Origin of the sequence: Paenibacillus sp. FSL W7-1279 (assembly GCF_037969845.1) — a bacterium.
GTDB lineage: Bacteria > Bacillota > Bacilli > Paenibacillales > Paenibacillaceae > Paenibacillus_AQ.
In genome coordinates this window covers 6,503,315-6,528,907 of sequence record NZ_CP150215.1, presented here as the reverse complement: position 1 = coordinate 6,528,907, position 25,593 = coordinate 6,503,315, and the positions used below count along the sequence as shown (strand labels likewise).

General features: G+C 50.3%; 22 protein-coding genes. 18 read left to right on the top strand and 4 right to left on the bottom strand.

The genetic code is table 11. From position 1 onward, the window contains the following. Positions 1–137: 137 nt before the first annotated feature. Complete coding sequence (locus MKY82_RS29685) at positions 138–1,100, top strand: MraY family glycosyltransferase (RefSeq protein ID WP_071219702.1); 963 nt, start codon at positions 138–140, stop codon at positions 1,098–1,100. 678 nt (positions 1,101–1,778) lie between these two features. After that, the gene (locus tag MKY82_RS29680; protein WP_339294938.1) at positions 1,779–2,645 is read left to right on the top strand and encodes an SDR family oxidoreductase; all 867 of its coding nucleotides are present in this window, start codon (positions 1,779–1,781) and stop codon (positions 2,643–2,645) included. Between the two features lie 236 nt (positions 2,646–2,881). On the opposite strand, the gene murQ is transcribed toward MKY82_RS29680, so the two are convergent. After that, on the bottom strand, positions 2,882–3,793 hold the full coding sequence (murQ, locus tag MKY82_RS29675) for an N-acetylmuramic acid 6-phosphate etherase (protein WP_194544649.1): 912 nt from the start codon (positions 3,791–3,793) through the stop codon (positions 2,882–2,884). Between the two features lie 51 nt (positions 3,794–3,844). Next, positions 3,845–4,801, bottom strand: a complete 957-nt coding sequence (locus MKY82_RS29670) for a BadF/BadG/BcrA/BcrD ATPase family protein (RefSeq protein WP_194544648.1) — start codon at positions 4,799–4,801, stop codon at positions 3,845–3,847. 225 nt (positions 4,802–5,026) lie between these two features. Here MKY82_RS29670 and MKY82_RS29665 point away from each other — a divergent pair, with 225 nt between their 5' ends. The 13 genes from MKY82_RS29665 to MKY82_RS29605 all read left to right on the top strand — a co-directional run bounded on the left by MKY82_RS29665 (position 5,027) and on the right by MKY82_RS29605 (position 19,029). Next, positions 5,027–5,863 (top strand): MurR/RpiR family transcriptional regulator, encoded by an 837-nt coding sequence (locus MKY82_RS29665; protein ID WP_036643553.1) that lies wholly within the window; start codon positions 5,027–5,029, stop codon positions 5,861–5,863. Between the two features lie 46 nt (positions 5,864–5,909). Continuing rightward, the gene (locus MKY82_RS29660) at positions 5,910–7,304 is read left to right on the top strand and encodes an extracellular solute-binding protein (RefSeq protein ID WP_100541423.1); all 1,395 of its coding nucleotides are present in this window, start codon (positions 5,910–5,912) and stop codon (positions 7,302–7,304) included. Positions 7,305–7,435: 131 nt separating this feature from the next. Then, the gene (locus MKY82_RS29655; protein ID WP_071219698.1) at positions 7,436–8,353 is read left to right on the top strand and encodes a sugar ABC transporter permease; all 918 of its coding nucleotides are present in this window, start codon (positions 7,436–7,438) and stop codon (positions 8,351–8,353) included. A gap of 33 nt (positions 8,354–8,386) precedes the next feature. Further along, a complete protein-coding gene (locus MKY82_RS29650) occupies positions 8,387–9,220 on the top strand; it encodes a carbohydrate ABC transporter permease (RefSeq protein WP_339294937.1) in 834 nt (277 codons plus the stop codon). 14 nt (positions 9,221–9,234) lie between these two features. Beyond that, positions 9,235–10,341, top strand: coding sequence for a sn-glycerol-3-phosphate ABC transporter ATP-binding protein UgpC (gene ugpC, locus MKY82_RS29645; RefSeq protein WP_339219976.1), 1,107 nt, complete (start codon positions 9,235–9,237; stop codon positions 10,339–10,341). Positions 10,342–10,367: 26 nt separating this feature from the next. Next, the gene (locus tag MKY82_RS29640) at positions 10,368–11,063 is read left to right on the top strand and encodes a hypothetical protein (RefSeq protein WP_339294936.1); all 696 of its coding nucleotides are present in this window, start codon (positions 10,368–10,370) and stop codon (positions 11,061–11,063) included. Further along, a complete protein-coding gene (locus tag MKY82_RS29635) occupies positions 11,060–12,238 on the top strand; it encodes a DUF1343 domain-containing protein (protein WP_339294935.1) in 1,179 nt (392 codons plus the stop codon). Before MKY82_RS29640 ends, MKY82_RS29635 begins: the two co-directional genes overlap by 4 nt. A gap of 3 nt (positions 12,239–12,241) precedes the next feature. Beyond that, positions 12,242–13,432 carry an anhydro-N-acetylmuramic acid kinase gene (locus MKY82_RS29630; RefSeq protein ID WP_339294934.1) on the top strand — a complete coding sequence of 397 codons (1,191 nt, stop codon included), beginning with the start codon at positions 12,242–12,244 and terminating at the stop codon, positions 13,430–13,432. A 302-nt stretch (positions 13,433–13,734) separates the two neighbouring features. Then, a complete protein-coding gene (locus MKY82_RS29625; RefSeq protein ID WP_194544643.1) occupies positions 13,735–14,301 on the top strand; it encodes a class I SAM-dependent methyltransferase in 567 nt (188 codons plus the stop codon). A gap of 170 nt (positions 14,302–14,471) precedes the next feature. Beyond that, positions 14,472–15,101 (top strand): hypothetical protein, encoded by a 630-nt coding sequence (locus MKY82_RS29620; RefSeq protein ID WP_339294933.1) that lies wholly within the window; start codon positions 14,472–14,474, stop codon positions 15,099–15,101. 846 nt (positions 15,102–15,947) lie between these two features. Further along, on the top strand, positions 15,948–16,694 hold the full coding sequence (gene map / locus MKY82_RS29615; RefSeq protein WP_339294932.1) for a type I methionyl aminopeptidase: 747 nt from the start codon (positions 15,948–15,950) through the stop codon (positions 16,692–16,694). Between the two features lie 598 nt (positions 16,695–17,292). Then, entirely contained in the window at positions 17,293–18,105 is an 813-nt protein-coding gene (gene pdxK / locus MKY82_RS29610) for a pyridoxine/pyridoxal/pyridoxamine kinase (RefSeq protein ID WP_076325345.1), read from the top strand. A gap of 261 nt (positions 18,106–18,366) precedes the next feature. Then, positions 18,367–19,029 (top strand): VTT domain-containing protein, encoded by a 663-nt coding sequence (locus tag MKY82_RS29605; protein WP_194544640.1) that lies wholly within the window; start codon positions 18,367–18,369, stop codon positions 19,027–19,029. A gap of 128 nt (positions 19,030–19,157) precedes the next feature. Here the strand turns inward: MKY82_RS29605 and MKY82_RS29600 are convergent, their stop codons facing one another. Then, positions 19,158–19,778, bottom strand: coding sequence for a hypothetical protein (locus MKY82_RS29600; RefSeq protein WP_071219685.1), 621 nt, complete (start codon positions 19,776–19,778; stop codon positions 19,158–19,160). A 309-nt stretch (positions 19,779–20,087) separates the two neighbouring features. Between MKY82_RS29600 and MKY82_RS29595 the strand changes: the two genes are divergently transcribed. Both MKY82_RS29595 and MKY82_RS29590 read left to right on the top strand, forming a co-directional pair. After that, positions 20,088–21,161, top strand: coding sequence for an ATP-binding protein (locus MKY82_RS29595; protein ID WP_339294931.1), 1,074 nt, complete (start codon positions 20,088–20,090; stop codon positions 21,159–21,161). A gap of 61 nt (positions 21,162–21,222) precedes the next feature. Then, on the top strand, positions 21,223–22,446 hold the full coding sequence (locus tag MKY82_RS29590; protein WP_194544638.1) for an MFS transporter: 1,224 nt from the start codon (positions 21,223–21,225) through the stop codon (positions 22,444–22,446). Positions 22,447–22,615: 169 nt separating this feature from the next. On the opposite strand, the gene MKY82_RS29585 is transcribed toward MKY82_RS29590, so the two are convergent. Then, positions 22,616–24,334: a ribonuclease J gene (locus MKY82_RS29585; RefSeq protein WP_220683855.1), complete on the bottom strand. Its 1,719-nt coding sequence runs from the start codon at positions 24,332–24,334 to the stop codon at positions 22,616–22,618. A 184-nt stretch (positions 24,335–24,518) separates the two neighbouring features. On the opposite strand from MKY82_RS29585, the gene MKY82_RS29580 reads away from it, so the two are divergent. Further along, positions 24,519–25,274, top strand: coding sequence for a YqcI/YcgG family protein (locus MKY82_RS29580; protein WP_339294930.1), 756 nt, complete (start codon positions 24,519–24,521; stop codon positions 25,272–25,274). Positions 25,275–25,593: the final 319 nt, after the last annotated feature.

Below are 25,593 nucleotides of genomic sequence, written 5' to 3'. Positions count from 1 at the left end.
TCCGGGAGGGCTGCTGCTAAGTAGAAATTCTACTGATGCAGCAGTCTTTTTCTTTTGATAGGTTGATAGAGTTCGATATAAGTCATATACTTAGAATGCAATGTTCTCCATTATTCATCATTTATTGGGAGGAAACCATGCTCTATTTTGCAGCGTTTGTCATATCCATGGTGCTGGTATTGGTACTGATTCCGCCATTTCGTAAACTTGCGATCAAGCTTGATTTTGTGGACAAGCCAAGACCGGACAGCGAGCGGAAAATACACCGCGAGCCGATACCGCTGACAGCGGGGGTCGCCATATTTATCGGATTTTTCATCACTTATTTTGCGCTTACCGGCGCCATTTCAAGGGAAGCGGTAGGCATCTTTATCGGTAGTGCTCTTATTCTTGGCATCGGACTTGTAGATGATTGGTATAAGTCCCAAGGCAAGGAGCTGGCTTCGCTGCCGAAGCTCATTGTACAGGTCAGCGCAGCCGTTGTCGTATACAGCTATGGCATCGCGTTTGAAGGATTCAACAATCCGTTTACGGGTCAGTATATTAACCTGCCGGAATGGCTGCAGCTCATCTTAACGATTTTGTGGATTTTTGGTGTAACGACAGTTATTAATTTCTCGGATGGCATCGACGGTCTTGCTGGAGGGCTCTCCGCCATATCCGGAGGCACGCTGTTTGTTGTGGCGATTACGCTGGGCAGAGGCGAATCCGCGCTGCTGGCCGTCATTCTCGTAGGTGCTGCGCTGGGATATTTACGATATAATAAGCCGCCGGCCCGAGTGTTTATGGGGGATGCCGGTGCAACCTTCCTCGGGTTCATACTCGGGATCATTGCCCTGGATGGTGCGTTTAAAGGTGCAACTCTGGCGTCCTTATTCGTTCCGATCTTCGCACTGGGCGTACCGATCTTCGATAATATCATTGTGGTCATCCGAAGAATGCTTCAGTCCAAGCCGATCTATCAGGCCGATGCATCGCAGGCGCATTATCGTTTGCTGGCAACAGGGCTCAATCAGAAGCAGACATTGGTATTTCTGTGCTTGCTGAATCTCTGTTTCGGTCTGGCTGCCATCATACTTGCCATGAATGGCGCCGCCTGAGGCGTATAAGCCTGACATAAGCTTTTTCCGGTGCGTTATTGAAGTCTCGTCTCCAAATGGATGTTGGTGGCGGGGCTTTTTTTTAGAGATAAGAAAGTATAAACTTCAGAGGCTTACCCTCCTTATCTCGCAAGAAAAACTTCCGCTAAATGTGGTCTGTCTTCTGAGAAAGTACGTCGATAGTCGTTTTCCTTTAGATATCAGAAAGTATAAACTTCGAAGCATGGACCTTCCTGATACGCAAGAAAAACTTCCGCTAAATGCGGTCTGTCTCCTGAGAAAGTACGTCGATAGTCGTTTTTCTTTAGATATCAGAAAGTATAAACTTCGAAGCATGGACCTTCCTGATATCGCAAGAAAGACTTCCGCTAAATGCGGTCTGTCTCCTGAGAAAGTACGTCGATATTCGTTTTTCTTTAGATATCAGAAAGTATAAACTTCGAAGCATGGACCTTCCTGATATCGCAAGAAAAACTTCCGCTAAATGCGGTCTGTCTCCTGAGAAAGTACGTCGATATTCGTTTTTCTTTAGATATCAGAAAGTATAAACTTCGAAGCATGGACCTTCCTGATATCGCAAGAAAAAATTCCGCTAAAAGCGGTCTGTCTCCTGAGAAAGTACGTCGATAGTCGTTTTTCTTATTACAATGGTAGAAGGGTACGAACAGGAGGTTGCGCATGAATGATATGACAGGCAAAATCGTCATGATAACAGGGGCGAACTCCGGCATGGGTTTGGCTGCGACAGTGGAGCTGGCAAAAAGCGGAGCGCATGTGATCATGGCTTGTCGTAGTCAATCGAGGGGCGAAGCGGCTCTTCGGCAAGCGTTGCAGGAGAGCAGCAGCTCGAACATCGAGCTGATGACGCTGGATTTGGGGTCTTTTGATAGCATCAGAGCGTTTGCTTCCGACTTTAAGGCCAAATATGACAGACTCGATGTATTGGTGAACAACGCGGGTGTGGTCACCATCAAGCGGGAATTGACGCAGGACGGATATGAGGCCATGATGGGGGTCAATCATCTGGGGCATTTTTTGCTGACGAACGAACTGCTGGAGCCTCTTCAGCATGCCCGGCAGGGGAGGATCGTGAACGTATCCTCTGGCGCGCATAAAGTGGGCAGCATCCATTTTGATGACCCTAATCTCGATAAGGGATTTAATGTGGCCAAAGGGTACGCGCAGTCCAAATTGGCGAATATTCTATTCACGAAGGAGCTGGCGCGTCGGCTGCAGCCGACAAGGGTCACGGTCAATACGCTCCATCCTGGCGCCGTCAGCACCAGCATTGGCGTAAACAGGGATACAGGCTTTGGCAATGCGGTTCACAAGATGCTTCGCCCGTTCTTCTTAACGCCCCTTGAAGGAGCTCGGACAACGATATACTTGGCTTCAAGTCCTGAAGTGGAGCATGTGACGGGGGAATACTACGTCAAATGCAAACCGGCCAAAATCACCGAGAAGGCAAGGGATCCGAAGCTGGCCGCTCGTCTGTGGGAGTGGAGTGAACAACAGGTAGGATGGAAGTCGGACCAGGGTCGATGAATTTACGCGTTCCAAAAGGCCCGGCTCCACGAGTGAGGTTATAACTGAAATGATCCGATAAGGGCATGAACGGACAATGAGGAACGACGAGACCAACCGGCCTACAGGATGGTGACGACCACAAGTATAGTGGCGAACGAATAAACGGGATATCTCCAGATCAACATGATCTGAGGATATCCCGTTTCATTTTACGTTAGATGTTCATCATAGGCCGTAGAAGCGCACACGTTATGTTACTTCGTCGTTTTCATATCGATCGCGCTGCGCACAAATCCGCTGGTGCCGTCAAGCAGTTTGGACGCTTCCGAGGCACTGACATTAGCCAGCAGCATCACGATAGCGGTTTTGACGTGGGCGCCGGCTTCATGGTACGCCTTCTCCACAGCATCCTCTGATGCTCCGGTTGCCAGGGTAATGATTCGTTTGGCGCGGTGCACAAGCTTGTTATTGGACGGGTTGAGGTCGACCATCAGGTTTTTGTACACCTTGCCGATTCGAATCATGGCGGTCGTTGTCAGCATGTTCAGAATCAGCTTTTGCGAAGTACCGGCCTTCATGCGCGTGGAGCCCATAATTACTTCGGGTCCGACAACAGCTTCAATTACAAAATCCGCGTACTGATGCATCGGCGATTCGTAGTTATTACAGAGTCCGATGACAACGGCTCCACGCTCTTTGGCGCGTCTCATCGCCCCAAGAACGTAGGGTGTTCGGCCGCTTGCAGCGATGCCGATGACAACATCCTTTTCGTTGATACCGTTTTCATTGATATCCTGTTCACCTAACTCTTCGCTATCCTCGGCACCTTCGATAGCTTCCTTCACGGCTCTGAAACCACCTGCGATCAATCCCTGCACCATGGAAGGGTCTGTTCCGTAGGTAGGCGGACACTCGGAGGCGTCCAGAATCCCGATTCGACCGCTGGTTCCGGCACCTATATAGAACAATCTGCCGCCCTTCTGGAAAGCTTCCACGACGAGATCTGCAGCTCTGGCTATAAGAGGAATAAGCTCGCGGATCGCATCAGTGATCAGGCTATCCTCGCTATTGATGAGGATCATAATTTGTTCTGAGCTCAACTGATCAATGTTCTGCGTATTTTCATGAGGCTGTTCGGTTGTCAATTGACTTAGAATATTCGTCATGAGACAGGTCTCCTTTTTTGCCTTGGAATATGGACGGGCACTGATGTAAAGCTACAGCAAGTCAGAGACGCCGTCTGTAAATAGCTTGCAGGCTAACAGAGCCGCACCATGGGCGGGTGTACGTTCACGATTTCCTTCAGGGAACCGGAGGCGGGGATAACGCGATAGCAGAATGCCGGCGTACGTTTCCCGAAACAATGGCGAATGTTTGAAGATCGAGCCGATCCGTACGAGTTCACTCTCAGCGAATTCAGCTTGCTGCCTGATGAGAGCGCTTGTTGTATCGGCCAGTTCTGCTGCCTGCTGCCGGAGGATACGGTCTGCCGCTTCATCACCGGCTTCGGCTGCTTCTATGCAGCAGCGGGCGAAGGAAGCGATATCCTGTTTCGTTATAGCGGGCTGGTAAATGTAAGATTTGAGATCGGTAATATGCTGGAGAGGATAGGCTGCAACAATCAGGCTGCTCATGATGGTGGGTGGCAAAATGCCCTCATGGCTCTTAATGACGGTTTTCAGAGTTTGAAGTCCGATCTGATAACCGCTGCCTTCGTCTCCAAGAAGATGTCCCCAGCCACCGACGCGGTGAATGTCTCCCGATTTGGTTATAGCGTAGGTATTGGATCCGGTTCCCGAGATCGCAAGGATTCCATACTGTCGTTCCAGTACGGCCATTAATGAAATTTCGGCTTCCGAGCGCATGTAAATATGCATCGAGAGCTGCCGCTGCTGGAGATAGGAATGAAGGAAAGACTGAACTTGGCGTCGTTCATCTGCAGAGCTCACACCTGACATTCCAAGACATATTGATGTGAATAATAATGACTTATCAAAAAGAGGTGCCAGAAGCCCATCCAACACCGTTCGGAGTTCCTCCATCGCTTTATTAAAGGTTACAATATAAGGATTGGTGGAACCTCCGGTATACCGGGACAACACTTCTCCAGCGCTATTGATAACGGTTGCTTCAGTCTTGGTACCGCCACCATCAACACCGATAAAAATTTCCATATTGAACCACTTCGCTTTCTATATCCAGTATAGGAGAAAACCGAAGTGTTGTAAAATAAAATTTTAAATCATTAATTAAGTATTGAAATATAATTTCATACAATTTATAATGAACTCAATCCACTGATGTTGAAAGCGATACCAGTCATGCTTTCATTCAAGATGTGTAAAGTAATATTACATAGTAGTGACCGTCAGAGGATGATTTGTAAAGGGGGGCAAGAAATGAACGGCGGATTGGTTCGATTGCGTGAGGTGTATGATTCATTAAATCCGTCCGAGCGCAAAGTTGCAGCCTTCATTTTGCAGGAACCGGCAGAGATGATACAGATGTCGGTCGCGGATCTTGCAGTCCGAAGCGGTTCCAGTCAGGCTGCCATTGTACGCCTGTGCAAAACGATGGGTTTCAAAGGCTATCAGGATCTGAAGCTGAAGGTAGCCGGAGACTTGCAGGAGCCATTAGCCACCGGGTATCAGGATATCCGGCCCAATGACAGCATTTCTGCAATTATACAGAACGTCTCGAACAACAACATTCAGTCGATTCGGGATACGATGAAGATTATGGAGGAAGGGAAGGTGGAAGAGGCCGTTCTGGCCCTCGATCAGTCGAAGCGCATTTTTATGTTCGGGGTAGGGGCTTCAAATCTGATCGGGATGGATGCCCAACAGAAATTTTTGCGGATTAATAAGGTATGCATATCTTTTCCGGACCCTCATGTTCAGCTCACCTCGGCGGTGCTGCTGACTCCAGATGATGCGGCCGTATGCATTTCCTACTCCGGTGAAACGGATGAAGTAATCCGCGCAGCAGCGATTGCGAAGGAGAAGGGATGCAAGACGATTGGCATTACCAAATACGGCGATTCTACCCTGAGCCGATCGGTGGACATTCCCTTGTACACTTCCTCCACGGAGAACGAGATTCGCAGTGGCGCGATGTCCTCTCGTATTACGCAGCTTAATCTTATCGATATTTTATATCTTGGCGTCGCCAGCCGGAATTACGAGAATTCAGTGAAATACCTGGATGAGAGCCGGCAAGCGATCAAGCGGTTGTAGTTCATAGCGAAAACCACAAATATATAAATGATAAGGGGAGTAGTACATGAAGAAAAAAGGTTGGCTTACATTGTTGGCTTCTTTAATGCTCGTGTTTACCGCAGCTTGCGGCGGTTCCGGCGGGGCGAAGACTCCGGAAGGCGGAACAGGAACCACTTCGGAAGGGAATGGTGAAGCCGCACCGAAGCAGGATACGGTTGTCGTCTGGACTTATCCGGTACATGGTAAATACGAAGATGAGTTGAAAGAGCATGTAGCGGATCTGAAAGAAAAATATCCGCATATTACGGTCCAAACCGAAGTGCTCTCCTGGGCTGAAGGTCCGAAGAAGTTCGACGTGGCCCTGAATGCCGGTAACCCGCCTGATCTTTACTTCCACGCGGTGGATGGCGCTTATGTAGATACAGGCCTGGCACTGGAACTGACCCCTTATATTACGGACGAGATCAAAAACGACTACCTGCCGGGAACGCTTGAGCTGGGTCAAATCCAGGGCAAGCAGTATGGGCTTCCGCTGTACCAATCCCTTTGGGCTTGGGGCGGCAACAAGAAGATCCTCGAAGAAGCGGGAATCGACTGGAAGGCCATTCAAGAGAACGGCTGGACCTGGACCGAGTTCAAGGCAGCTGCCGAGAAGTTGACCAAGAAGCTTCCTAATGGCAATACGCAATATGCGCTCGTAACGGACGGCACTTCGCTGGACTTCATGGAAATGCTGACGCGCAGCAACGGCATGCCGGACGTATTGAACGATAAAGGCGAGTTCCAATGGAACGACGAACGGATTCTGGATACGATGACCTTCGTGTCGGATCTGATGAAAGCCGGTCATCTGCCTGCCGAGACTGCCGCGATTACGCCGGCAAAACGGATGGACCTGTTCTACGCCGAGGAAGCCGCGATCGTGTCCAAGGCGATCCCTTACTATGACGTGATGCTGCAGAACCGTGCGAAGGATATCGACAGCGGTACGGTCCAAGGCGCGAAAATCGACTTCGTTCTGCTGCCGGTTCCGCATAATGACGGGGCTGAGCGGAAGACATCCATGTTTGGTGAAGGTTACGTAGCGTTCAAGCAGAAGAAGGATAAAGGCGAAGAGCATGCAAAGAACACATTCCTGATCATGGAAGGATTGAGCGGGGCGAAAGCCGGTAATTCCGCCAACGAATTGGTATTGCCTTTCGTACGTAAATCCCAGGCGGAGTTTTATGAAGGTAAAGGACTCGGTACGGAATCCACAATTAAGGCAGCGGAAATTTTCGCTAACTTCAAGGAAATTCCGGTGACTCTGAATCTCGATGCAGAAGCTTCAGGTAATCAGAAGAAGTTCAAGGAGCAAGTGGTGAAGCCGAATATCCAAGCGCTGTTCTCGGGTGAGAAGACGCCGGAGCAGATCGCACAAGACTTCAAGGACAAAGGCAAACAAATTTTAGGACAGTAATTGAAGTTATAAGGGGGTGTCCCGTTGTCCTTAGCAGGAACGATTGGGGCACTCCCTTTTTAAACCAATCACTAAAGGCTCTATAAGGGCTTCATGAAAATACTTCACCTGTGCGCAAAGGAGGAAATCAAATGCAGACTGCCCCGGCGCAAGCCCGGCCATCACGTCCCCCCATGAAGGGGTACCTACGCGAATATGGATGGGCGTATTTATTCATTCTGGCCCCAGTCTTGTTGTTCTTGATATTTACGCTTTACCCTGTCGCCTCGGCTTTTCTGATGAGCTTCCAGGAATACAGCGTAATGGGCTCCGAATGGATTGGAACGGATAACTACACACGGATGGTACAGGATGAAGTGTTCTGGAAATCCATGAAGAATACAGTCATATTCACGATCGGCACGGTTCCGGTCAACATTGTCATTACGTATGCGTTATCCTTTTTTATTTTTCAGATGAAGAACAAATGGCAAACGTTCTTCAAGGCTACAATGTACCTGCCGGCCGTTGCTTCCGGCGTCACCATTTCGGTCGTGTGGCTCGCGATTTACGACCCGACGCATGCCGGGCTGTTGAATCGTTTTATCGGTTTGTTCGGATTGGACCCGGTCATATGGCTCGGTAAATCGAACACCGCGCTCTTCTCGCTCATTTTGATGAACTGGCTCGGTTCGCATGGTGCAGGTATTATTCTCTATCTGGCCGCCATGGGCGGGATTCCCAAATCGCTCTATGAAGCCGCGGACATCGACCATGCCAGCGGCTGGTCCAAATTCTGGCGCATTACGTGGCCGCTGATGAAACCAACCACATTATACCTGCTGGTGACGGGCGTCATAACATCCTTCCAGGTGTTTATCTCGGTGTACCTGATGACCCAGGGCGGACCGAACTTCGCGACGACAACGATCGCCTATCTGATTTACAGCACGGCGTTCAACTTCTACGAGTTTGGACTCGCGGCAGCGCAATCTTTTGTACTCGCTGCATTGATTATTGTCATTTCCATCATTCAGTTCAAGTACTTCTCGTCCGACGTGGAGTACTAACGTTTATTTCTGAAGCTAAAAGGGGGTGCACCTATGAAATCAAGATCAAAAGTGATCATGCTGATTGTGGCTTCGGTCATCCTGGTGGTATGGAGCGTTCTGACGATCATTCCGATGTACTGGATGCTGATCGGTTCTGTGCAGGACACCAAGTCAGCGGCATCGTTTATCCCGAAAATGATACCGGAGGTATTCTCCATAGCCCCGTACGAGCGTTTTTTTGGCAAAACCGACGTCATGAGGTGGCTCTTTAACTCCTTATTGATCTCATCCATCCTGACGGTGACCAACGTATTCTTGGCTTCGCTCGCAGGTTATGCTTTTGCGAAGCTGAAGTTTCCGGGGAACAAAGCGGTATTCTGGATTTTGCTCAGTACGATGATGATCCCGGCGCAGGTGACGCTGATTCCGCTCTATATTTTGATGATTGACGTGTTTGATCTCGGGAATACATATACGGCTATTCTTCTTCCCGGCATTGTAAGCGTGGGCAACATCTTCTTGATGAAGCAGTACATGTCATCACTGCCTACCTCTCTGATTCATGCAGCGCGTATCGACGCTTGCGGCGAATTCGGCATCTTCTGGAAGGTTATTCTTCCGATGGCGAAACCGGGTCTCGCCGTGCTGGCGATTTTCACGTTTGTTGCATCCTGGAATGATTTCTTCTGGCCCTTCCTCGTGACTAACTCGACGGAGATGAGGACGATTCAGGTCGGTCTTGCTTCCTTCGTCTATGCGGACACGACCGATTTCGGCGCACTTATGGCTGGAGCAACCGTCGCGGCACTGCCGATGATGATCCTGTTCTTCTCGCTTCAGCGCTATTTCCTGCAAGGCATCACCATTGGAGCCGTTAAAGGCTAGAAGGAGGCAAAGTTATGGCACGCGTAGAATTCCGTAATATACGAAAAGAATTTGTAGACGACAACAAAGGGACGTTTACCGCTGTAGCGGGGTCGGACTTTGTGATCCATGATAAAGAGTTCGTTGTTTTCGTCGGTCCTTCCGGCTGCGGCAAAACCACTTCCCTGCGCATGATTGCCGGGCTGGAGCGCCAAACGTCCGGGGATATCATCATCGGCGACAGAGTGGTAAACAATCTTCACCCGAAAGATCGTGATATCGCGATGGTGTTTCAGGACTATGCGCTGTATCCCCATATGACCATTCGCGAGAATCTCTCCTTCGGCTTAAAAAACCTGAAGAAGCCAAAGGCTTATATTGAGCAAAAGGTATCGCAGGCAGCCGCCATTCTCGGCCTGGAGTCGATGATTGATCGAAAGCCGCGCGAGCTGTCCGGCGGACAGCGTCAGCGCGTTGCGGTAGGGCGGGCCATCGTGCGCGATCCGCAGGTGTTCCTGTTTGACGAGCCGCTGTCGAACCTGGATGCGAAGCTTCGCGTGCAGATGCGGGTGGAACTGTCCGAGCTGCACAAGCGCCTGGAAGCCACCATTGTATACGTCACGCATGATCAGGTTGAAGCGATGACGCTCGGTGAGCGGATCGTCGTGATGAACAACGGAATTATCCAGCAGATCGCATCTCCTACCGAGCTGTATGCGAATCCGCAAAACATGTTCGTAGCTGGCTTTATCGGCTCCCCGCCGATGAACTTCATCGATGTGCAGAAGGAAGGGAACGTGCTCCGTATGGAAGGCGGCACATTTGCCATCCCGGATTCGATGGCGGGTGCGCTGAGCAAATACGATAACGGGCACCTTATCCTGGGGATCCGCCCTGAGCATATTACGGGTGAGGATATGCCGGGCACAACCAATCTGGATTACAAGTACTCCACGAAGGTCCAGGTCGTCGAACATTTGGGTTCGGAGAATCTGGTGTACTTCCGCGTAGGGAACCGGACGGTTACGGCGAAGGTTCACCCGGAAACGACGGGGTATCCGGGCATGGACAAAACCTTCATTTTCAATTTCGATAAAGTGCATTTCTTCGATCCTGAGACGGAGCAGCGTATCGATTGGTAAACAACCACGAAGAGGAGAGGAAAGCTATGCGCAAGCTGAATGATGTGTTGAAGAAGACCGGGGTTGAGATTTACCGTGAGATTACGGCGGTGGCCTTATACAGCATGATTACCTCGCTGGTGCTCGTTACGGTGGTTATGTTCGTTCCGCTATGGACGGCGCTGGTGCTGCTGCCGGTTCTGTACATGCCGTTGTTTTACGGGGTTTGTTATGCATATCACCGCAGAACGGAACAGGGCAAGTCGAGACTCAAGGATGTGTTTCAAGGTGCGCTTAAGGGATTTGGACCTGCGGTAGTCATGGGTTTCTTCTTCGTGGTGATGGTGCTCATCTTGTGGTCCACCTGGTGGTACTACGGGGGCAAAGAGGGAATCGGCTATCTTGCGATTGGCGTGTTCCAGACCTATTTTGTTGTCATGGCGCTCATCTCCCAATTCTACACCTTTCAGCTTGTCATTCAGGAAGGGATGGGCATCTTCAAGGCCATGGCCCACAGCGTGAAGCTGTTCCTGAAGTTTCCGGCATATACGCTGGGCGCTTGCTTTCAAGCCTTCTGCGTTGCGATTCCTCTGATGGTTACGGTCGTTGGCTTCGGATTTTTGTTTAACGGCATGTGGGCCATATACCAGCATAAGGTTACGTATAATGTACTGAATCCGGAAGAGGCCAAACCGGCGGAGGACGGTGTCGTAGCCTCGAAAGCAGGAGGTGTAAGCATATGACAAGAGGTAACGTACGAAGCGGAATTGATGTGCTGCCGGACATCAAGCATGAGAAAATCACGGGTCGTCGCCTTGGCGTCATTACGAATCCGACGGGGCTCACGTCGGATTTTCGTTCATCTATCGAGGTGATTGCAGGTTTGCCCGAATCGGAATTGACGGCTTTATTCGCTTGCGAGCATGGGCTGCGCGGCCAGCTGCAGGCAGGCAAGCACGTCGATGATGAAGTGGACCCGGTATTCGGCGTGCCGGTGTACAGCCTGTATGGCTCACGGCGTAAACCGGACGCCGACATGCTGAAGGACGTGGATACGGTCATCTTCGATATACAAGACCTTGGGGTGCGTTTTTATACGTATATGACAACGCTGCTGTACGTCATGGAGGCCTGCGCCGAGCATGGGAAGAGCCTGCTTGTCCTGGATCGGCCGAATCCGCTGGGCGGCAAGCGAGTTGAAGGAGGTTTCCTTAAGCAGGGATATGAATCCATGGTGGGCGGATGGCAGATTCCGATTAGCACCGGGATGACCATCGGCGAATTCGCGTGCATGGCCAATGACATGCGGGGAACAGGCTGCGATCTGGATGTTATTGGGCTCGAAGGCTGGACGCGCGGTATGGAATATACCGACACGGGCCTGCCGTGGGTACTGCCGTCGCCGAACATCCCCACGATGGATACGGTACGACTGTACAGCGGGACCTGCTTCTTCGAAGGGACCAATCTTTCGGAAGGCAGGGGGACGACCCGGCCGTTTGAATGGATCGGCGCTCCATGGGTCAATGGCGAAGAGCTGGCGAAGGCGTTCAACGCGTACGGACTGACAGGCGTTCATGCCCATTCCATGTACATGACGCCTACCTTCTCGAAGCATCAGGGCGAAGGCTGCGGCGGGGTGATGCTCTTTGTCACTCATCCGGCAGAAGTGGAGGCTGTGCGCACAGGACTTGTGCTGCTGCACCTGGTCAGCCGGATGTACCCGGATCAGTTCCAGTGGCTTAGCCCACCGGAAGGACGTAATCGGTACTTTATTGATTTGCTGACGGGCAGCGAGGAAGTTCGACGGCATATCCACGAAGAAGCTGGACTTCAGCGCATGATTGCCGAGTGGGGCAAGGATGCGGAGCAGTGGAGAACGATGCGGGCTCCTTATCTGCTGTACGGGGAGGCGTAAAACATGCTGTTCTCGCCATGGAAGGATGGAAGGCCTACCGTTGTGGTCGGCTTGATGTCGGGCACTTCGCTTGACGGCATCGATGCGGCCATCGTCCGCATACACGGCAGCGGTTTCGAAGCATCGGTTGAGCTGCTGCATTACTATAACAAGCCTTACGAACCGGAACTCCGTCAGCGGCTGCGCGATTTGTGCAGTGAGGAGTGTTCCAACAGCGCTGCTGTTTGCAGTATGAATGCATACTTGGGGTATCAGTTTGGAGCGACAGTCCTGGAAGCGGTTGCCGATGCCGGCATGCGAATCGATGAGGTGGATTTGGTAAGCTCTCATGGACAGACGATTTGGCATCAGCCTATACCCGAAGAAGGGGATCCTTATGCTGTCGCTTCCACTCTGCAGATCGGCGATATTTCCGTTATCGCCAAGCATACCGGCAAACTTACGGCAGGAGACTTCCGGCCGGCGGATATGGCGGTTGGGGGGCAAGGGGCCCCGTTTGCGCCTTACGGAGATTTGATCCTGTTCCGGCACCCGGAGCGGGGAAGACTGCTGCAGAACATCGGCGGGATCGGTAATTGCACGGCGCTGCCCGCAGGGGCGGATCCTTCGGATGTGCTGGCCTTTGATACCGGACCCGGCAATATGATCATGGATGCCGTAGCTCATATGCTGTCCGGAGGGCAGCTTTCGTATGACGACAGCGGACAATGGGCTGCCCGAGGCAACCCGGATCAGGCTTTGTTAAAGGAGATGATGACGCATCCCTATTTTCATGCAGAGCCGCCGAAATCAACGGGCAGGGAACGGTTCGGTCACAACTATGCGGTTTCGTTTCTGGAGCAAGCCAGGCTCAGGAACCTCTCGGATGAGGATACGATGGCCACGGCCACGGCGTTTACGGCATATTCCATTGCGGATAGCTATGTGAAATACGTGTTTCCACGACACACAATCGATGAAGTGATCGTAACCGGCGGAGGGGCCCATAACAAGACGCTGCTTTCGATGATAGGGGAACTGCTGCCGGAGCAGAAGGTCCTGACCTCCAAGGCGCTGGGCTTCGATGACGATGCCAAGGAAGCCGTGATTTTTGCGCTGCTGGGCAATGACTTCATGCTAGGCGTTCCTAACAATTTGCCGGCAGCTACCGGAGCGAACAGACCGACCGTTATGGGGAAGCTGGCACTGCCATAGCGGAGGAGGCATAAACATTTGTCCAAACCTGGGCAATCTCATGGTCATGATGATCGTGGGCATTGCCTTTTTTTATTTCGTCGTTCATATCTGAGTGTGTTTATTACGGGTTACGATCATTAATTGTGTATATTGATTCCGAAACCACTTTAAAATTGTATCAATACCGTGTAAGGCGACAAACCGGTTTACATCGTTTCCTATCAACGGTATGGTAGATCGACAGGGGGATATTTCCCCTCACAGGGTTCATAAACGTACATATGAGCAACATGCAATCATGCGAGGAGGAGAGCGATACCATGAAAGAGAGCTTTGATCCGTCACTCATAGACCGATTGGAAAGTCCGGAAAGGAAGAAGGAGTTACCGGCATCTTCGCTGCTGGAGAAGCTCCAAGTGAGCGGCGAGGTGGATGTCCTTGACATCGGGGCAGGTACCGGTTATTTTTCCATACCGGCAGCCTCGTTAACGACAGGGACGGTTTACGCGCTGGATACCGAGCCAGCCATGCTGGACATGATGCGGGGGCGTGCACTGGAACAGGGACTTACGAATATTAAGGTGATGGAAGGGATGCTGGAAAACCTTCCTTTCGAGCATGAAGCTGTGGATCGAGTCATTGCCTCCCTGATCCTTCATATCACCGATCAGCTGGAGCAATCCATCCGCCAGATGGCAAGGGTGCTGCGGCCAGGAGGACGATGCTTGTGTCTGGAGTGGCAGGAGGACCCAGCCGAGAAGCGGGTTCCCCGTCCGAACCGGGTTGATCCATATGTGATGAAGGCTTTGTTGGAGCAAGCAGGGCTGCATGTGCAAGGCATCGAGTATCCTACGGAGCGTCATTATTTGATCATTGCCAGTAAATAGCCAATGACGATGGAGCCCTTTGCTGGATGCCCTCTCCCCTTTAGATCTTGCCGTCCAGCGCCGCCACTCACCGTGATCTGCGGAGGTAGATCGCAGATTGGGTGTATTTATGGTAGCCAGCTGGAACATTTTGGGGGAGGGGGCCGTCTAAGGGTTGAGGTGATTCATTGATGAGAAAATCCATGGCTATCATACTAAGCTGCTTGTTTCTGCTCATGAGCCTGTACACGGTCAAACCAGCCAACGTATTTGCTTGCTCCTGTGCGGGGCCGCCTACGGTTGAGGAGGGCTTGGAACGGAGTGCAGCGGTATTTGCAGGCAAAGTGACCAAGCTGGTTGGCCCGAAGGCGAAGCTGGTGATGTCATCCGCAGATCCGGTTCATGTTACGTTAGAGGTAACGGAAGTATGGAAGGGCGAATTAGCTGGAATGACGCAGCTTACAACGGCGGTGTCATCAGCCAGCTGCGGTTATGATCAGTTTGCCGTAGGAAGCGAATTCCTGGTGTTCGCGTCTGCCGAATCGGGTCAGCTGAGAACAGGGATGTGCGATGGCACGAAGCTCCTCTCCACCGCAGGCCAAGAGCTAACTGAGCTTGGAGATGGATATCCTCCAGAAGATACATCTGCTCAGAGTGAATCAGGGCCCGATCAACTCGCTGAGGGTGGCCCTCCAGGTGCAGGTCAGGGTGCAGGTCAATCTTCATTCTTACTGAAGCCCGTCTTGTGGATAGCGGCAGCAGTGCTGCTGGCAGCGGGGGGATGGCTCTATTTTTGGAGGAAGAATAAGAGAAATATATAGGGAATGTAAAAATTTCTGCGAGTCTATTGGCGCAGCTAAACAGCTATGCTGGAACTCTTGTAATTCAAGTGAGGGGGAGCAGCAGATGCAGCACAGTCGTCATTTCGTCGCACGAACATGTCTTTCGGCTATTTCTGATAAGATAGAACCTTTATCGCCGATAAACGGGGTAAAGGTTTTTTTTTGTTTCCTTCTGCCTTTGGATTCGTATTAAAGGTAGAGCTTGCAATATTACATTTGCAGTTGATGTGGTTTTGGCTGCCGTTGCCCTACGCTGACGCTGCCGGAAACAAGTGGAAAGCTACAGAAACGGCCCGTTTGATATAATGAACATAGGAAAAAAGAAAGGAATTGTGATCTCGCGTGTAAAATTATCGTTTCTGCGCAACCTTACATTATATCTATGATTTGAGGAGAAACGATTGTCATTGGATAAATGAAGTTCGAAGTTAGATAAAATGCTGCGTGCCCTGATTCTGTTCATGGTCATTGAGAGTCATATGACTTTCTGGGTTACAGCCGAGTTGAAGCTGCCTCCGAGGATGCAACAAGCATACGCCTCCATTTCCGCGCCTGCCCGCGTGTAAAACCGAAAGGCAGACATTCCTAATGGAAATGATTGAGGTTCCTTTGGCTTAGGAGTAGAATAAGATGAGGTAGGGCGCTTTTCGCTTTTCTTTTTTTGGATACAGACCAGAAGAAAGCAGATACACCTTGTGATTGTGAATCAGCCTTATTGGCCGGGGAGTGGGGAGAGGCAGATGCCTGTCCTTCAGAATCTTCGGTCAGCTAAGGCTTTTTGATTTGAATAGGAGATAACAGCCATATGAGAAGGAGTGAGCAGGATTGATAATCCTTAAAACACCAGAACAAATCGCCAAGATGAATAAGGCAGGGGACATTCTCGCCGAATGCCACCGGCAGATTGCCAAGATGATTAAACCGGGCGTGACGACATTGGAGATTGATCAATTTGTCGAGCGGTTTCTGGCAGAGCACGGCGCTACACCGGAGCAGAAGGGGTATCACGGATATCCATATGCCACTTGCGCGTCGGTTAATGATGTGATTTGCCATGGTTTTCCGAGCAAGGAGCCATTGAAGGACGGGGATATCGTTACCATTGATATGGTGGTGAAGTATGATGGCTGGCTCGCTGATTCCGCGTGGTCTTATCCGGTCGGAAACGTGTCCGAGGAAGCGCAGCATTTGCTGGACGTAACGAAGAAATCCCTGTATCTTGGCATTGAGCAAGCGGTGATCGGCAATCGAATCGGAGACATCTCCCACGCAATTCAAACCTATGCGGAATCCCAAAATTTATCGGTCGTCCGCCACTTCGTAGGGCATGCCATCGGCGAAAATATGCATGAGGAGCCCCAAGTGCCGCATTACGGCCCGCCCCACCGCGGGACGCGTCTTAAAGAAGGCATGGTCATTACCATTGAACCGATGCTGAATCTTGGCACGTATCAATGCAAGATCGATTCGGACGGATGGACCGCAAGAACGGTGGACGGCAAATGGTCCGCGCAGTATGAGCATACGCTTGCCATTACCAAGGATGGCCCGGTGATCTTGACAGAACAATAAGATGCGACTCCGTAGGGGCGTTGCTCCTATTGGAGCCGTCGGACGGTACAAGCTATAAAGCTCATGGCTTAAAAGAAATGCTCCAACGGAGCAGGCGGAATTGTTCTGGAGAAGCGCAGCGTTCGCCTGAAAGCTTTCCTGAGGAAAGCTGGCATCGAAAGCATAAGCTGCCCCCGGATTTCAACGATATATATCGTGATTCAAGGGAAATCTGGGGGCAACAGCGATCGGAAGAACAAACCGCATGCGTAGTGATGCGTTATCATGCAGATTTCGGCATCAGCGAATCAACGCCTAATTGAATTTGTCTCTTTAAGGGTTTGCAAGAAAAACTCCAACGGAGCAGGCGGAATTGTTCTGTAGAAGCGAAGCGTTCGCCTTTGTCCCCGGATTTCAACGATAGATTATCGTGATTCCCAGGAAATCTGGGGGCAACAGCGATCGGAAGAATAATCCACATGCGGAGTGATGCGTTATCATGCAGATTTTTGAATAGACTACGATTTGACATCTGCGAATACACGATCAATGAATAGACGCCACTCTGAGTTTTTCTTATAATAGAGTAATCATTTTACAAGCGAAGGGAACATGGAACATGACGATACGAAAAGCACTAACCGTAGCCGGCTCGGACACGAGCGGGGGCGCTGGCATCCAGGCTGATCTGAAGACGTTTCAGGAATTTGACGTATACGGTATGACCGCACTGACCACGATTGTCTGCATGGAACCAAAGACATGGGATCATCAAGTTTTCCCGGTGGCGCTTGATATTGTAGAAACCCAGTTGAAAACCGTGCTTGAGGGCATTGGCATCGACGCCATGAAGACCGGCATGCTCGGATCCGTAGAGATCATCGAGCTCGTGTCCCAGTATATCGACCGCTATAATTTGGAGCGGATCGTCATCGATCCGGTGATGGTCTGCAAAGGCACGGATGAAGTGCTGCAGCCGGAAAATACGGAAGCGATGCTGGAGTTCCTTCTCCCGCGCGCCGATCTGGTAACGCCAAACCTGTTCGAGGCGTCCCAGCTGGCGAAGTCCGGCCCGATCACGACCCTGGATCAAATGCAGGAGGCGGCGGCCATCATTCACGAGCGCGGCGCGAAGAATGTGCTGATTAAAGACAGAGGCAAGATCCGCGAAGGCAAAGCGATGGACCTGCTCTATGACGGAAACAGCTTTGAATGGTTCGAGGCCGACACCATTGTAACGAAGTACACCCATGGTGCGGGCTGCACGTCATCCGCTTCCATTACAGCTAATCTTGCCAAAGGCTTGACCGTCCGCGAGTCGGTACAGCAAGCGAAGGCATTCATTACCCAAGCCATCTCCAATGGCTTCCCGCTGAATGAATTCGTAGGTCCGACAAGACATTCCGCGCACCGCAGTTTATCTGCAAATTAAACCAAATGCACTTTTTTGCAAGCTTATTCATGCATCGAATTCGGCTTGCAGGGAGTGAACGAAAACCTTTCTTCCAAGAAGAAAGGTTTTTTTGTTGTTAGTTGAACTCGCTGCATATAGTGTATAGGAGCTAAGGCATGCTTCGTTTTACGCGGTTTTTACACAGGGATAGAGCCGCTTAGGTCCTTTCCAGTATAATTATGTGCTATAATTTATAAAGGGTCTGATAGAAGAAGGAAGAAAATGTTTAGGGGTTGAGACATGTTTCAGGACATTTTGGAATTTTTGAAAAATTTTGGTCCATGGGGATTGTTTATTCATTCGTTTGCTGATGCTGTAATTTTTCCGGTTCCCGCTTTTTTTCTGCAGGTTTCGCTTAGCATCATGCATCCGCAGGATGCGCTATGGCTCGCAACGTACGGTTTTATCGGGTGCTTGCTGGGGACGCCGCTGGGTTATTTAATCGGAAAGCTGCTTGGGAAGTCGGTACTATACAAGATCTTGAAAAAAGAGTGGATTGACGCTGCAACGAACATGTTTCAGAAAAACGGCGAGGCCGCGATATTGATTGGTTCCTTCACGCCGGTACCCTTTAAGGTGTTCACGATTCTATCGGGGTGCTTGAACTTCCCGTTGTGGAGACTTCTGGCTTATGCCGCTTTAGGCAGAGCCACCAAGTTTTACGTTGTAGGTACCTTGTTTTACCTGTACGGTAACGCCGCTGAAGGCATGGTTAAGGACGTATCGTTATATATTGCGCTTATTGCCGTTCCGCTTCTGTTGATCGGTGTGTACTTTAACCGCAAACGCAAGCGCAAGAAGATGGAGCAGGAAAAGCTCGCTGAAACTGCTGGTGAACCTAGTTCTGTTGTGGTCGAAAAGACGGTACTGGAGCAAACGTCGGACCAGACTCCATCGGCTTAACGCTGAACATTGACGTGGGGGCTACCCTCCCGCGAGAATCATATAAAAAAGCAGCCGGGTGAGAGCCCGGCTGCTTTTTTCCAAGGTATCAGAGAAACATATTTATATAATAGCTAAATATTTCGGTATTAACCCGTTTTTCCGAATCTGAAGAACTTGCCTCGGCCTTTCGTTGTCACAGGAGTAAACGTCGGTGATGGGGATAGCGGGGATGTCATGTCTTGAGCAAGATACCCGTGGAGAGGTCCACGGTAGACTTCATTCAACTGCGGTGAATGGGAGAAATCCTCCGGCGTTACGAGATGACAAGGCTTGTTTACAGGCCGCAGGCCTGCTTGCTCCAGCACCGTAGCAACAAAGTGGGAGCAGAAGAAAGCATCGTCACGATCAATATGAATCCGAAACAATATACCCAGCAGCCCTAGCAGATTATATTTGTAGCGGTCCTGATCACGCATCATCTCTTTGACAAGGTTGTGCATGCGTTGATAGTCTTCCTTACTAACGCGGAAGTGATAAACCGCGCATTCCGAAGTGTAGAAGAAGGGGTCGCGCAGATTTTCGCGAACTAAACCGCCGTCAAACGGATTGTTCGCCTTCTTTCGCCCAAAGCTGTACACTTCGCGTAATTCGGAATCAAACGCGATGGATGCATGGTTGAGTGGGGCCTTCGTGAAATATTGGATCATTCTGCTGAACCAGGTGCCCGTGCCTGTAAGCACAATCCAAATATCTTGTTCCGTGTACATACTCGCAAACTCCTTTGTTAACGGTCCTAACGACTAGCAATTGTAAATGACTTGCTTTCTTTCACAATAAACGAAAAAGCCATAGCGTTCAAGTCAAAAAAAACCATTTTCTCTCAATTTCACTAGAATAGCGCTGGGATTGCCACCAAAAATTAGAAACCTCATAACAATATATTCGCTTCATGTCCAAATTATCCTTTGGTTTGCTTTATTTATATTTTTCAATAGGCGATAGGAAAGGAGAAGCAATCCGATATCTCGAAATAGGTAAAACGATGGAACAATGAAAGACAGGAGGATCTCCAAACGATGATGAATAGTGAAAGTCTCAGCTATGATTTTATGGTCCAAGCGATTGAAGTAGCGCCGATTGGAACGGTATTCATCGATTCAGAGGGGAGCATTTTCAAAATTAATCCCGCTGCCTGCGTCATGCTGGGGTATGAGGCGGAAGAGTGTCTGCATCATCCCTATTACAATTGGATTTATCCGGAGGATGTGAATAAGGACAAAGATAGAATGGAGAAGCTAAAGTCGGGTAAGACCGCTTCTTTGCAATTGGAGAAGAGACTGATACATAAACAAGGCGATATCAGGTGGGTATCTTGTATGCTAAGCACAGCTCGCAGCAGGGAAGGAACTACACTCGGCTATGTGGCGCATTTTACGGATATTACCGACATGAAAAAGGCGGCCCATCAAGAAGAGGAGCGGCTGATCCAGTCCGATAAGCTGTCCATGGCCGGTCAACTTGCGGCAGGGATCGCCCATGAAATTCGTAACCCTATGACTTCCATTAAAGGGTTCGTGCAGCTCATTCGCTCCGGCGCTGGCCGGAAGGATGAATATTTCGATATTATCTCCTCGGAGATCGAACGGATCGAGCTGATCGTCAGTGAGCTTCTGTTTTTGGCGAAACCGCAAAGCGTGAAATTCGAGCGTGCCGATATCCGGCAGCTCCTGGACCAAGTGATTACGCTACTAAATACGCAGGCCATCATACATAACGTCGAGATTATAACGGATTTCGGAGAGCGAGAGGCCAATGTGGAGGGTGATGTGAATCATCTGAAGCAGGTGTTCATCAATTTTATCAAAAACGCGGTGGAATCCATGCCGGGTGGCGGGGAATTGACCATTCGGCTGGAGAGAGGCGATGACCACACCGTGGCCATCTACTTCATGGATAATGGCTGCGGGATTCCGGAAGCGATCCTCTCCCGTCTAGGGGAACCGTTCTTCACGACGAAGGAGAAAGGGAATGGCCTGGGATTCATGATCAGCAAAAAAATGATCGAGGACCACAAGGGGCAGGTTCACGTGTCCAGCAAGCTTCAGGAGGGAACGACCATAAAGGTTATCCTGCCGCTCAGCATAATCTAGCTTGACCAGACGTATGGTTCGCTCTACATTATAGAAAGATATAGGAGAGGGGGCGGCTAATATGGGCAATATGCAATTGTTAAAAGAACCGAAGCGGCGCAAGCTGCTGTTCAGTGCGGGTGCCAGCTGGATGTTCGATGCGATGGATGTCGGCATGATTTCGTTTGTTGTTGCGGCACTGGCAGCGGAATGGTCGTTGAGCTCACAGCAGGTAGGTATTCTGACAAGCACCACATCGATCGGAATGGTATTCGGCGCAGCTATGGCAGGATTCCTTGCCGATAAATATGGACGGAAAAATGTTCTGCTGTGGACGCTGCTCATATTCTCGATAGCGAGTGGTCTATCCGCGTTGGCTACCGGTTTTATCATGCTGTGTCTGATGCGCTTTATTGCCGGCTTCGGACTCGGAGGAGAGCTTCCGGTTGCATCCACGCTGGTATCGGAAAGCATGCCGGTTCATGAACGGGGAAGAGCGGTTGTGCTGCTGGAAAGCTTCTGGGCGGCAGGCTGGATACTATCCGCACTCATTGCTTACTTCGTCATCCCGGATTACGGCTGGCGGACAGCCTTTGTTATTGGAGCTCTGCCTGCTTTTTATGCGCTCTATCTACGGCGTGCCATCGAGGATTCGCCAAGGTATATCGAGCAGAAAGCCAAGGTTACCCGTAAGCTGACCTTCGGGCAGCGAGTGGCTTCGGTCTGGTCGGTGGAACACCGGCGTACGAGCATTATGCTCTGGGTGCTGTGGTTTACGGTCGTATTTTCATATTACGGCATGTTCCTGTGGCTTCCGACCGTCATGGTCGATAAAGGGTTCAGTCTGGTCAGGAGCTTTCAATATGTGCTGATTATGACGCTTGCCCAGTTGCCGGGCTATTTTACAGCCGCGTATTTTATAGAAAAGTTCGGGCGGAAATTCGTGCTCGTTACCTATTTGGTGCTAACGGCCTTTAGCGCAATCTGGTTTGGCTACGCCAACACGGAAGGTTCGCTGCTCGCAGCAGGCATTTCCTTGTCATTCTTCAATCTGGGAGCATGGGGAGGTTTATATGCCTACAGTCCGGAACTCTATCCGACGAAGGTTCGTTCAACGGGGGTAGGGCTTGCCACTTCGTTTGGACGGATCGGCGGCGTTATTGCGCCGCTGCTCGTGGGTGTGCTGAAGCAAAATGGCACCCCTATCGAATTCATTTTCGTGATGTTTTTTGTGACCATCCTGATCGGTGCGCTCGGCGTACTGGTACTTGGCAAGGAAACGAAAGGGCTGGAGCTTGCGGACTAAGGCTAAAGAGTCCCGTTTAGATGGCGTTTTTCTTGCGAATCAAGCAGGACATGCTTCGTAGTGTATGCTTTCTGATATCGGAAGAAAAGGGTGGATCCAAAGGTTCAAATTACCTTGGATCCACCCTTTTTATGTTTGAGATACAGTTAAGGCTCAAAGTCAATGAGACTTATACTTCCATAATGGAAGGCATAATGTACGGGCTCCGGCCCAGTTCCCTTTTAAAATAACGATTGAGTGTGTTATTCGTCATCTGTTCCCAGGCAGCGCGGTTGTATTCACGCTGTTCACCGGCTTTGTTCAGCTGCTTGCGCAGCATCGCTTCAGCCCGGCGCAGAAGAGGCTTGGAGTCCTGCATATACACAAATCCGCGGGTAATCAGCTCCGGCCCGGAGAGCAGCTTGCGGGTCTCGCGATTAATGGTGATAGCGACAATGACAACGCCATCGTGAGCGAGTTGTACTCGTTCCTCGAGCAATTCCTTCTCATGGGTACGCAGCTCACCATTGTTGATATAGACATCTCCGGAGGGGATGTTCCGCCCTTTACGCGCATAGTTGCGGAATAGGGACAGTGTATTCCCGATGTTCATCAAGTAAACGTTGCTGTCGGGAACCCCCACCTGCACGGCGAGGTGACGATGATTAAGCATCATCCGGTATTCCCCATGGATCGGTACAAAATATTTGGGACGCAAGCTGCTGATCATAAGCTTCAAATCTTCGCGGCAGCCGTGACCCGAAGTGTGGATATCGAGAATGGAGCCGTATTTAACCTCCGCTCCTGCCCGCATCAAGAGATCGATGCTGCGGTTGACGTTCTGGGTATTCCCAGGAATCGGTGAAGACGAGAAAATAACGGTGTCCTCCGGATGAATCTGGATCGAACGGTGGGCACCCGAAGCGATGCGTGTCAGCGCCGCATTAGGTTCGCCCTGACTGCCTGTACAAATAATCAGCACCTGGTCGTCGCGATAACGGTTAACGGCTTTTACATCAATCATCATGCCGTCCGGTACGCGAATATAACCAAGCTCCTGACCGATCACAAACACCTTCTCCATGCTGCGGCCGACGATGGCGATTTTGCGGCCTGTCCGGATGGCAGCTTCAACAACCTGCTGCAAACGATGAACGTTCGATGCAAAAGTAGCAAACAGGATCCGTCCGGGACATTCCCGGAACAGACGCAGGATGGAATCGCCGACGGTGCGTTCCGAAGGGGTAAACCCGTCCCGCTCGCTATTGGTGCTGTCAGCCATCAGGGCCAGGACGCCCCGTGCGCCGATATGCAGAATTTTATGCAGATTGGCGGGCTTGTCCTCCGGCGTAAAATCAAATTTAAAGTCTCCGGTATGTACGATCGGCCCGTACGGTGTTTCCACTACGACCCCAAAGGCATCCGGAATGCTGTGGGTGGTTCTGAAGAAATGAACGGAAAGATGACGGAATGCAATTGTTTCGTCTTCATGGAAGATTCGTAGATCACTCTGATCCAGCAGCCGATGCTCTTCCAGCTTCGCACGAACCAGGCCGATGGTCAGGGCCCCGCCATAGATCGGCATCTGGATTTGACGAAGCACATAGGGAATAGCCCCAATATGATCTTCATGACCATGGGTCAGGAACATACCTTTTACTTTATGTTTGTTATCAAGTAAATAACGAATGTCCGGAATAATGTAATCGACGCCGCTCATTTCGGCATCCGGGAATTTCAGGCCGGCATCGATGATAATGATCTCATTTTTGAATTCCACACCGTACATGTTCTTGCCGATCTCGCCAAGCCCCCCCAGCGCAAAGATGCGCACAGGTGGAGCGGAAGGCCTCGGTTTTTTGGCGGGCTTGGCAGTTTGAATCTTATCTGTTAGCAGGGGTTTAGACATAATGTGAAAGAATCCTCTCTATGGTAATTAAGGCATAAGCCTGGTCATTTTAATTTCTTCTCTACTTAAGATATCAGAAAGTTCAAGCTTTTGGGAAACGCTTTTCGAAATTCATGTGCTTTTCGCTCGTGACAGTCACCTATTTTTACTCACTCTTATATGCTGTAGTAGAGGAGGACTGGTAATGAGCGGTTTATTGAGGTTGGATCATACGGATGCTGTCCATGGATTGCATGAGGAATGGCAGCGGAAAGCGATAACCAAGCTGACCGAGAAAATGACGGACCGTTACGCCAAATTCCCCTGTATTCCGGCTGTGCAAGGACATGCACTGAATCATTTTAGATACGGCTTTATTCATCAGGGTGAATCACAGGCTGCGGCGGAACAGCTGGCTGCTCTGCTGCGCGAGTTCGGGCTCGGCTCCAGGGACTTTGGGCCCTATACTTCACTTGTCGTCATGATTTATACGGAGCATGGCCGCGATAGCCTGGAAGGCGTCCAGTATTATGAGCGCTTGTTCTGGCAGCTTTTAAGCCGAACAACCGAATATGATACGGAACCTTGGCCGGCGGATCTGCCGGAGGAACCGACGAATCATCTATGGGAATTTTGTTTTGCAGGCGAGCCTTATTTTGTTTATTGCGCTACACCGGCACATGAACTTCGCCAGAGCAGATACTTTCCCTACATGATGCTTGCTTTTACGCCTCGTTGGGTTCTGAAGCAGTTCAATGCCCGAACAAGGCAAGCAGAACACACCAAGGGATTGATTCGTCAGCGATTGGCCCAATATGATCCCGTACCACCGCACCCTGACTTAAAGCTCTACGGGGCGGAGGATAACTATGAATGGAAGCAATATTTTTTGCGAGATAACACGGAGTCACTATCGAAATGTCCGTTTGCAAGGCGGCACAAAGAGATCAATCAACGATAAGAAATAACACGTTGCTATCATCATACCCTAAATTGGAGTCAGGGTTAACCATGCTTTCTATTTAAGAGCTGCCTCATTCGCGGTAATCCGCAGTGTGACAGCTTTTTTTTGCGTAAAAGTGCTGAGTGGCCATGGTATAGGATTTTGCCCCTGAATAAGTAAATCTTATCCTTGTTGTACAAAAAATGACCAAGTTACACTTAAAGTGCGTCATATCATTTCATCTATATGTGTTAGGAGGTGTGCAAGGTACGAGGCTTTCACCAGCTTTGAAACCGCTTTAATGAACAAAATCCATTGGCGAAGGAGTTGTTTGATG

Coding starts and splice junctions, on each gene's coding strand:
- MKY82_RS29685 (WP_071219702.1), top strand. CDS start 138: ATGCTCTATTTTGCAGCGTTTGTCATATCCATGGTGCTGGTATTGGTA.
- MKY82_RS29680 (WP_339294938.1), top strand. CDS start 1,779: ATGAATGATATGACAGGCAAAATCGTCATGATAACAGGGGCGAACTCC.
- murQ (WP_194544649.1), bottom strand. CDS start 3,793: ATGACGAATATTCTAAGTCAATTGACAACCGAACAGCCTCATGAAAAT.
- MKY82_RS29670 (WP_194544648.1), bottom strand. CDS start 4,801: ATGGAAATTTTTATCGGTGTTGATGGTGGCGGTACCAAGACTGAAGCA.
- MKY82_RS29665 (WP_036643553.1), top strand. CDS start 5,027: ATGAACGGCGGATTGGTTCGATTGCGTGAGGTGTATGATTCATTAAAT.
- MKY82_RS29660 (WP_100541423.1), top strand. CDS start 5,910: ATGAAGAAAAAAGGTTGGCTTACATTGTTGGCTTCTTTAATGCTCGTG.
- MKY82_RS29655 (WP_071219698.1), top strand. CDS start 7,436: ATGCAGACTGCCCCGGCGCAAGCCCGGCCATCACGTCCCCCCATGAAG.
- MKY82_RS29650 (WP_339294937.1), top strand. CDS start 8,387: ATGAAATCAAGATCAAAAGTGATCATGCTGATTGTGGCTTCGGTCATC.
- ugpC (WP_339219976.1), top strand. CDS start 9,235: ATGGCACGCGTAGAATTCCGTAATATACGAAAAGAATTTGTAGACGAC.
- MKY82_RS29640 (WP_339294936.1), top strand. CDS start 10,368: ATGCGCAAGCTGAATGATGTGTTGAAGAAGACCGGGGTTGAGATTTAC.
- MKY82_RS29635 (WP_339294935.1), top strand. CDS start 11,060: ATGACAAGAGGTAACGTACGAAGCGGAATTGATGTGCTGCCGGACATC.
- MKY82_RS29630 (WP_339294934.1), top strand. CDS start 12,242: ATGCTGTTCTCGCCATGGAAGGATGGAAGGCCTACCGTTGTGGTCGGC.
- MKY82_RS29625 (WP_194544643.1), top strand. CDS start 13,735: ATGAAAGAGAGCTTTGATCCGTCACTCATAGACCGATTGGAAAGTCCG.
- MKY82_RS29620 (WP_339294933.1), top strand. CDS start 14,472: ATGAGAAAATCCATGGCTATCATACTAAGCTGCTTGTTTCTGCTCATG.
- pdxK (WP_076325345.1), top strand. CDS start 17,293: ATGACGATACGAAAAGCACTAACCGTAGCCGGCTCGGACACGAGCGGG.
- MKY82_RS29605 (WP_194544640.1), top strand. CDS start 18,367: ATGTTTCAGGACATTTTGGAATTTTTGAAAAATTTTGGTCCATGGGGA.
- MKY82_RS29600 (WP_071219685.1), bottom strand. CDS start 19,778: ATGTACACGGAACAAGATATTTGGATTGTGCTTACAGGCACGGGCACC.
- MKY82_RS29595 (WP_339294931.1), top strand. CDS start 20,088: ATGATGAATAGTGAAAGTCTCAGCTATGATTTTATGGTCCAAGCGATT.
- MKY82_RS29590 (WP_194544638.1), top strand. CDS start 21,223: ATGGGCAATATGCAATTGTTAAAAGAACCGAAGCGGCGCAAGCTGCTG.
- MKY82_RS29585 (WP_220683855.1), bottom strand. CDS start 24,334: ATGTCTAAACCCCTGCTAACAGATAAGATTCAAACTGCCAAGCCCGCC.
- MKY82_RS29580 (WP_339294930.1), top strand. CDS start 24,519: ATGAGCGGTTTATTGAGGTTGGATCATACGGATGCTGTCCATGGATTG.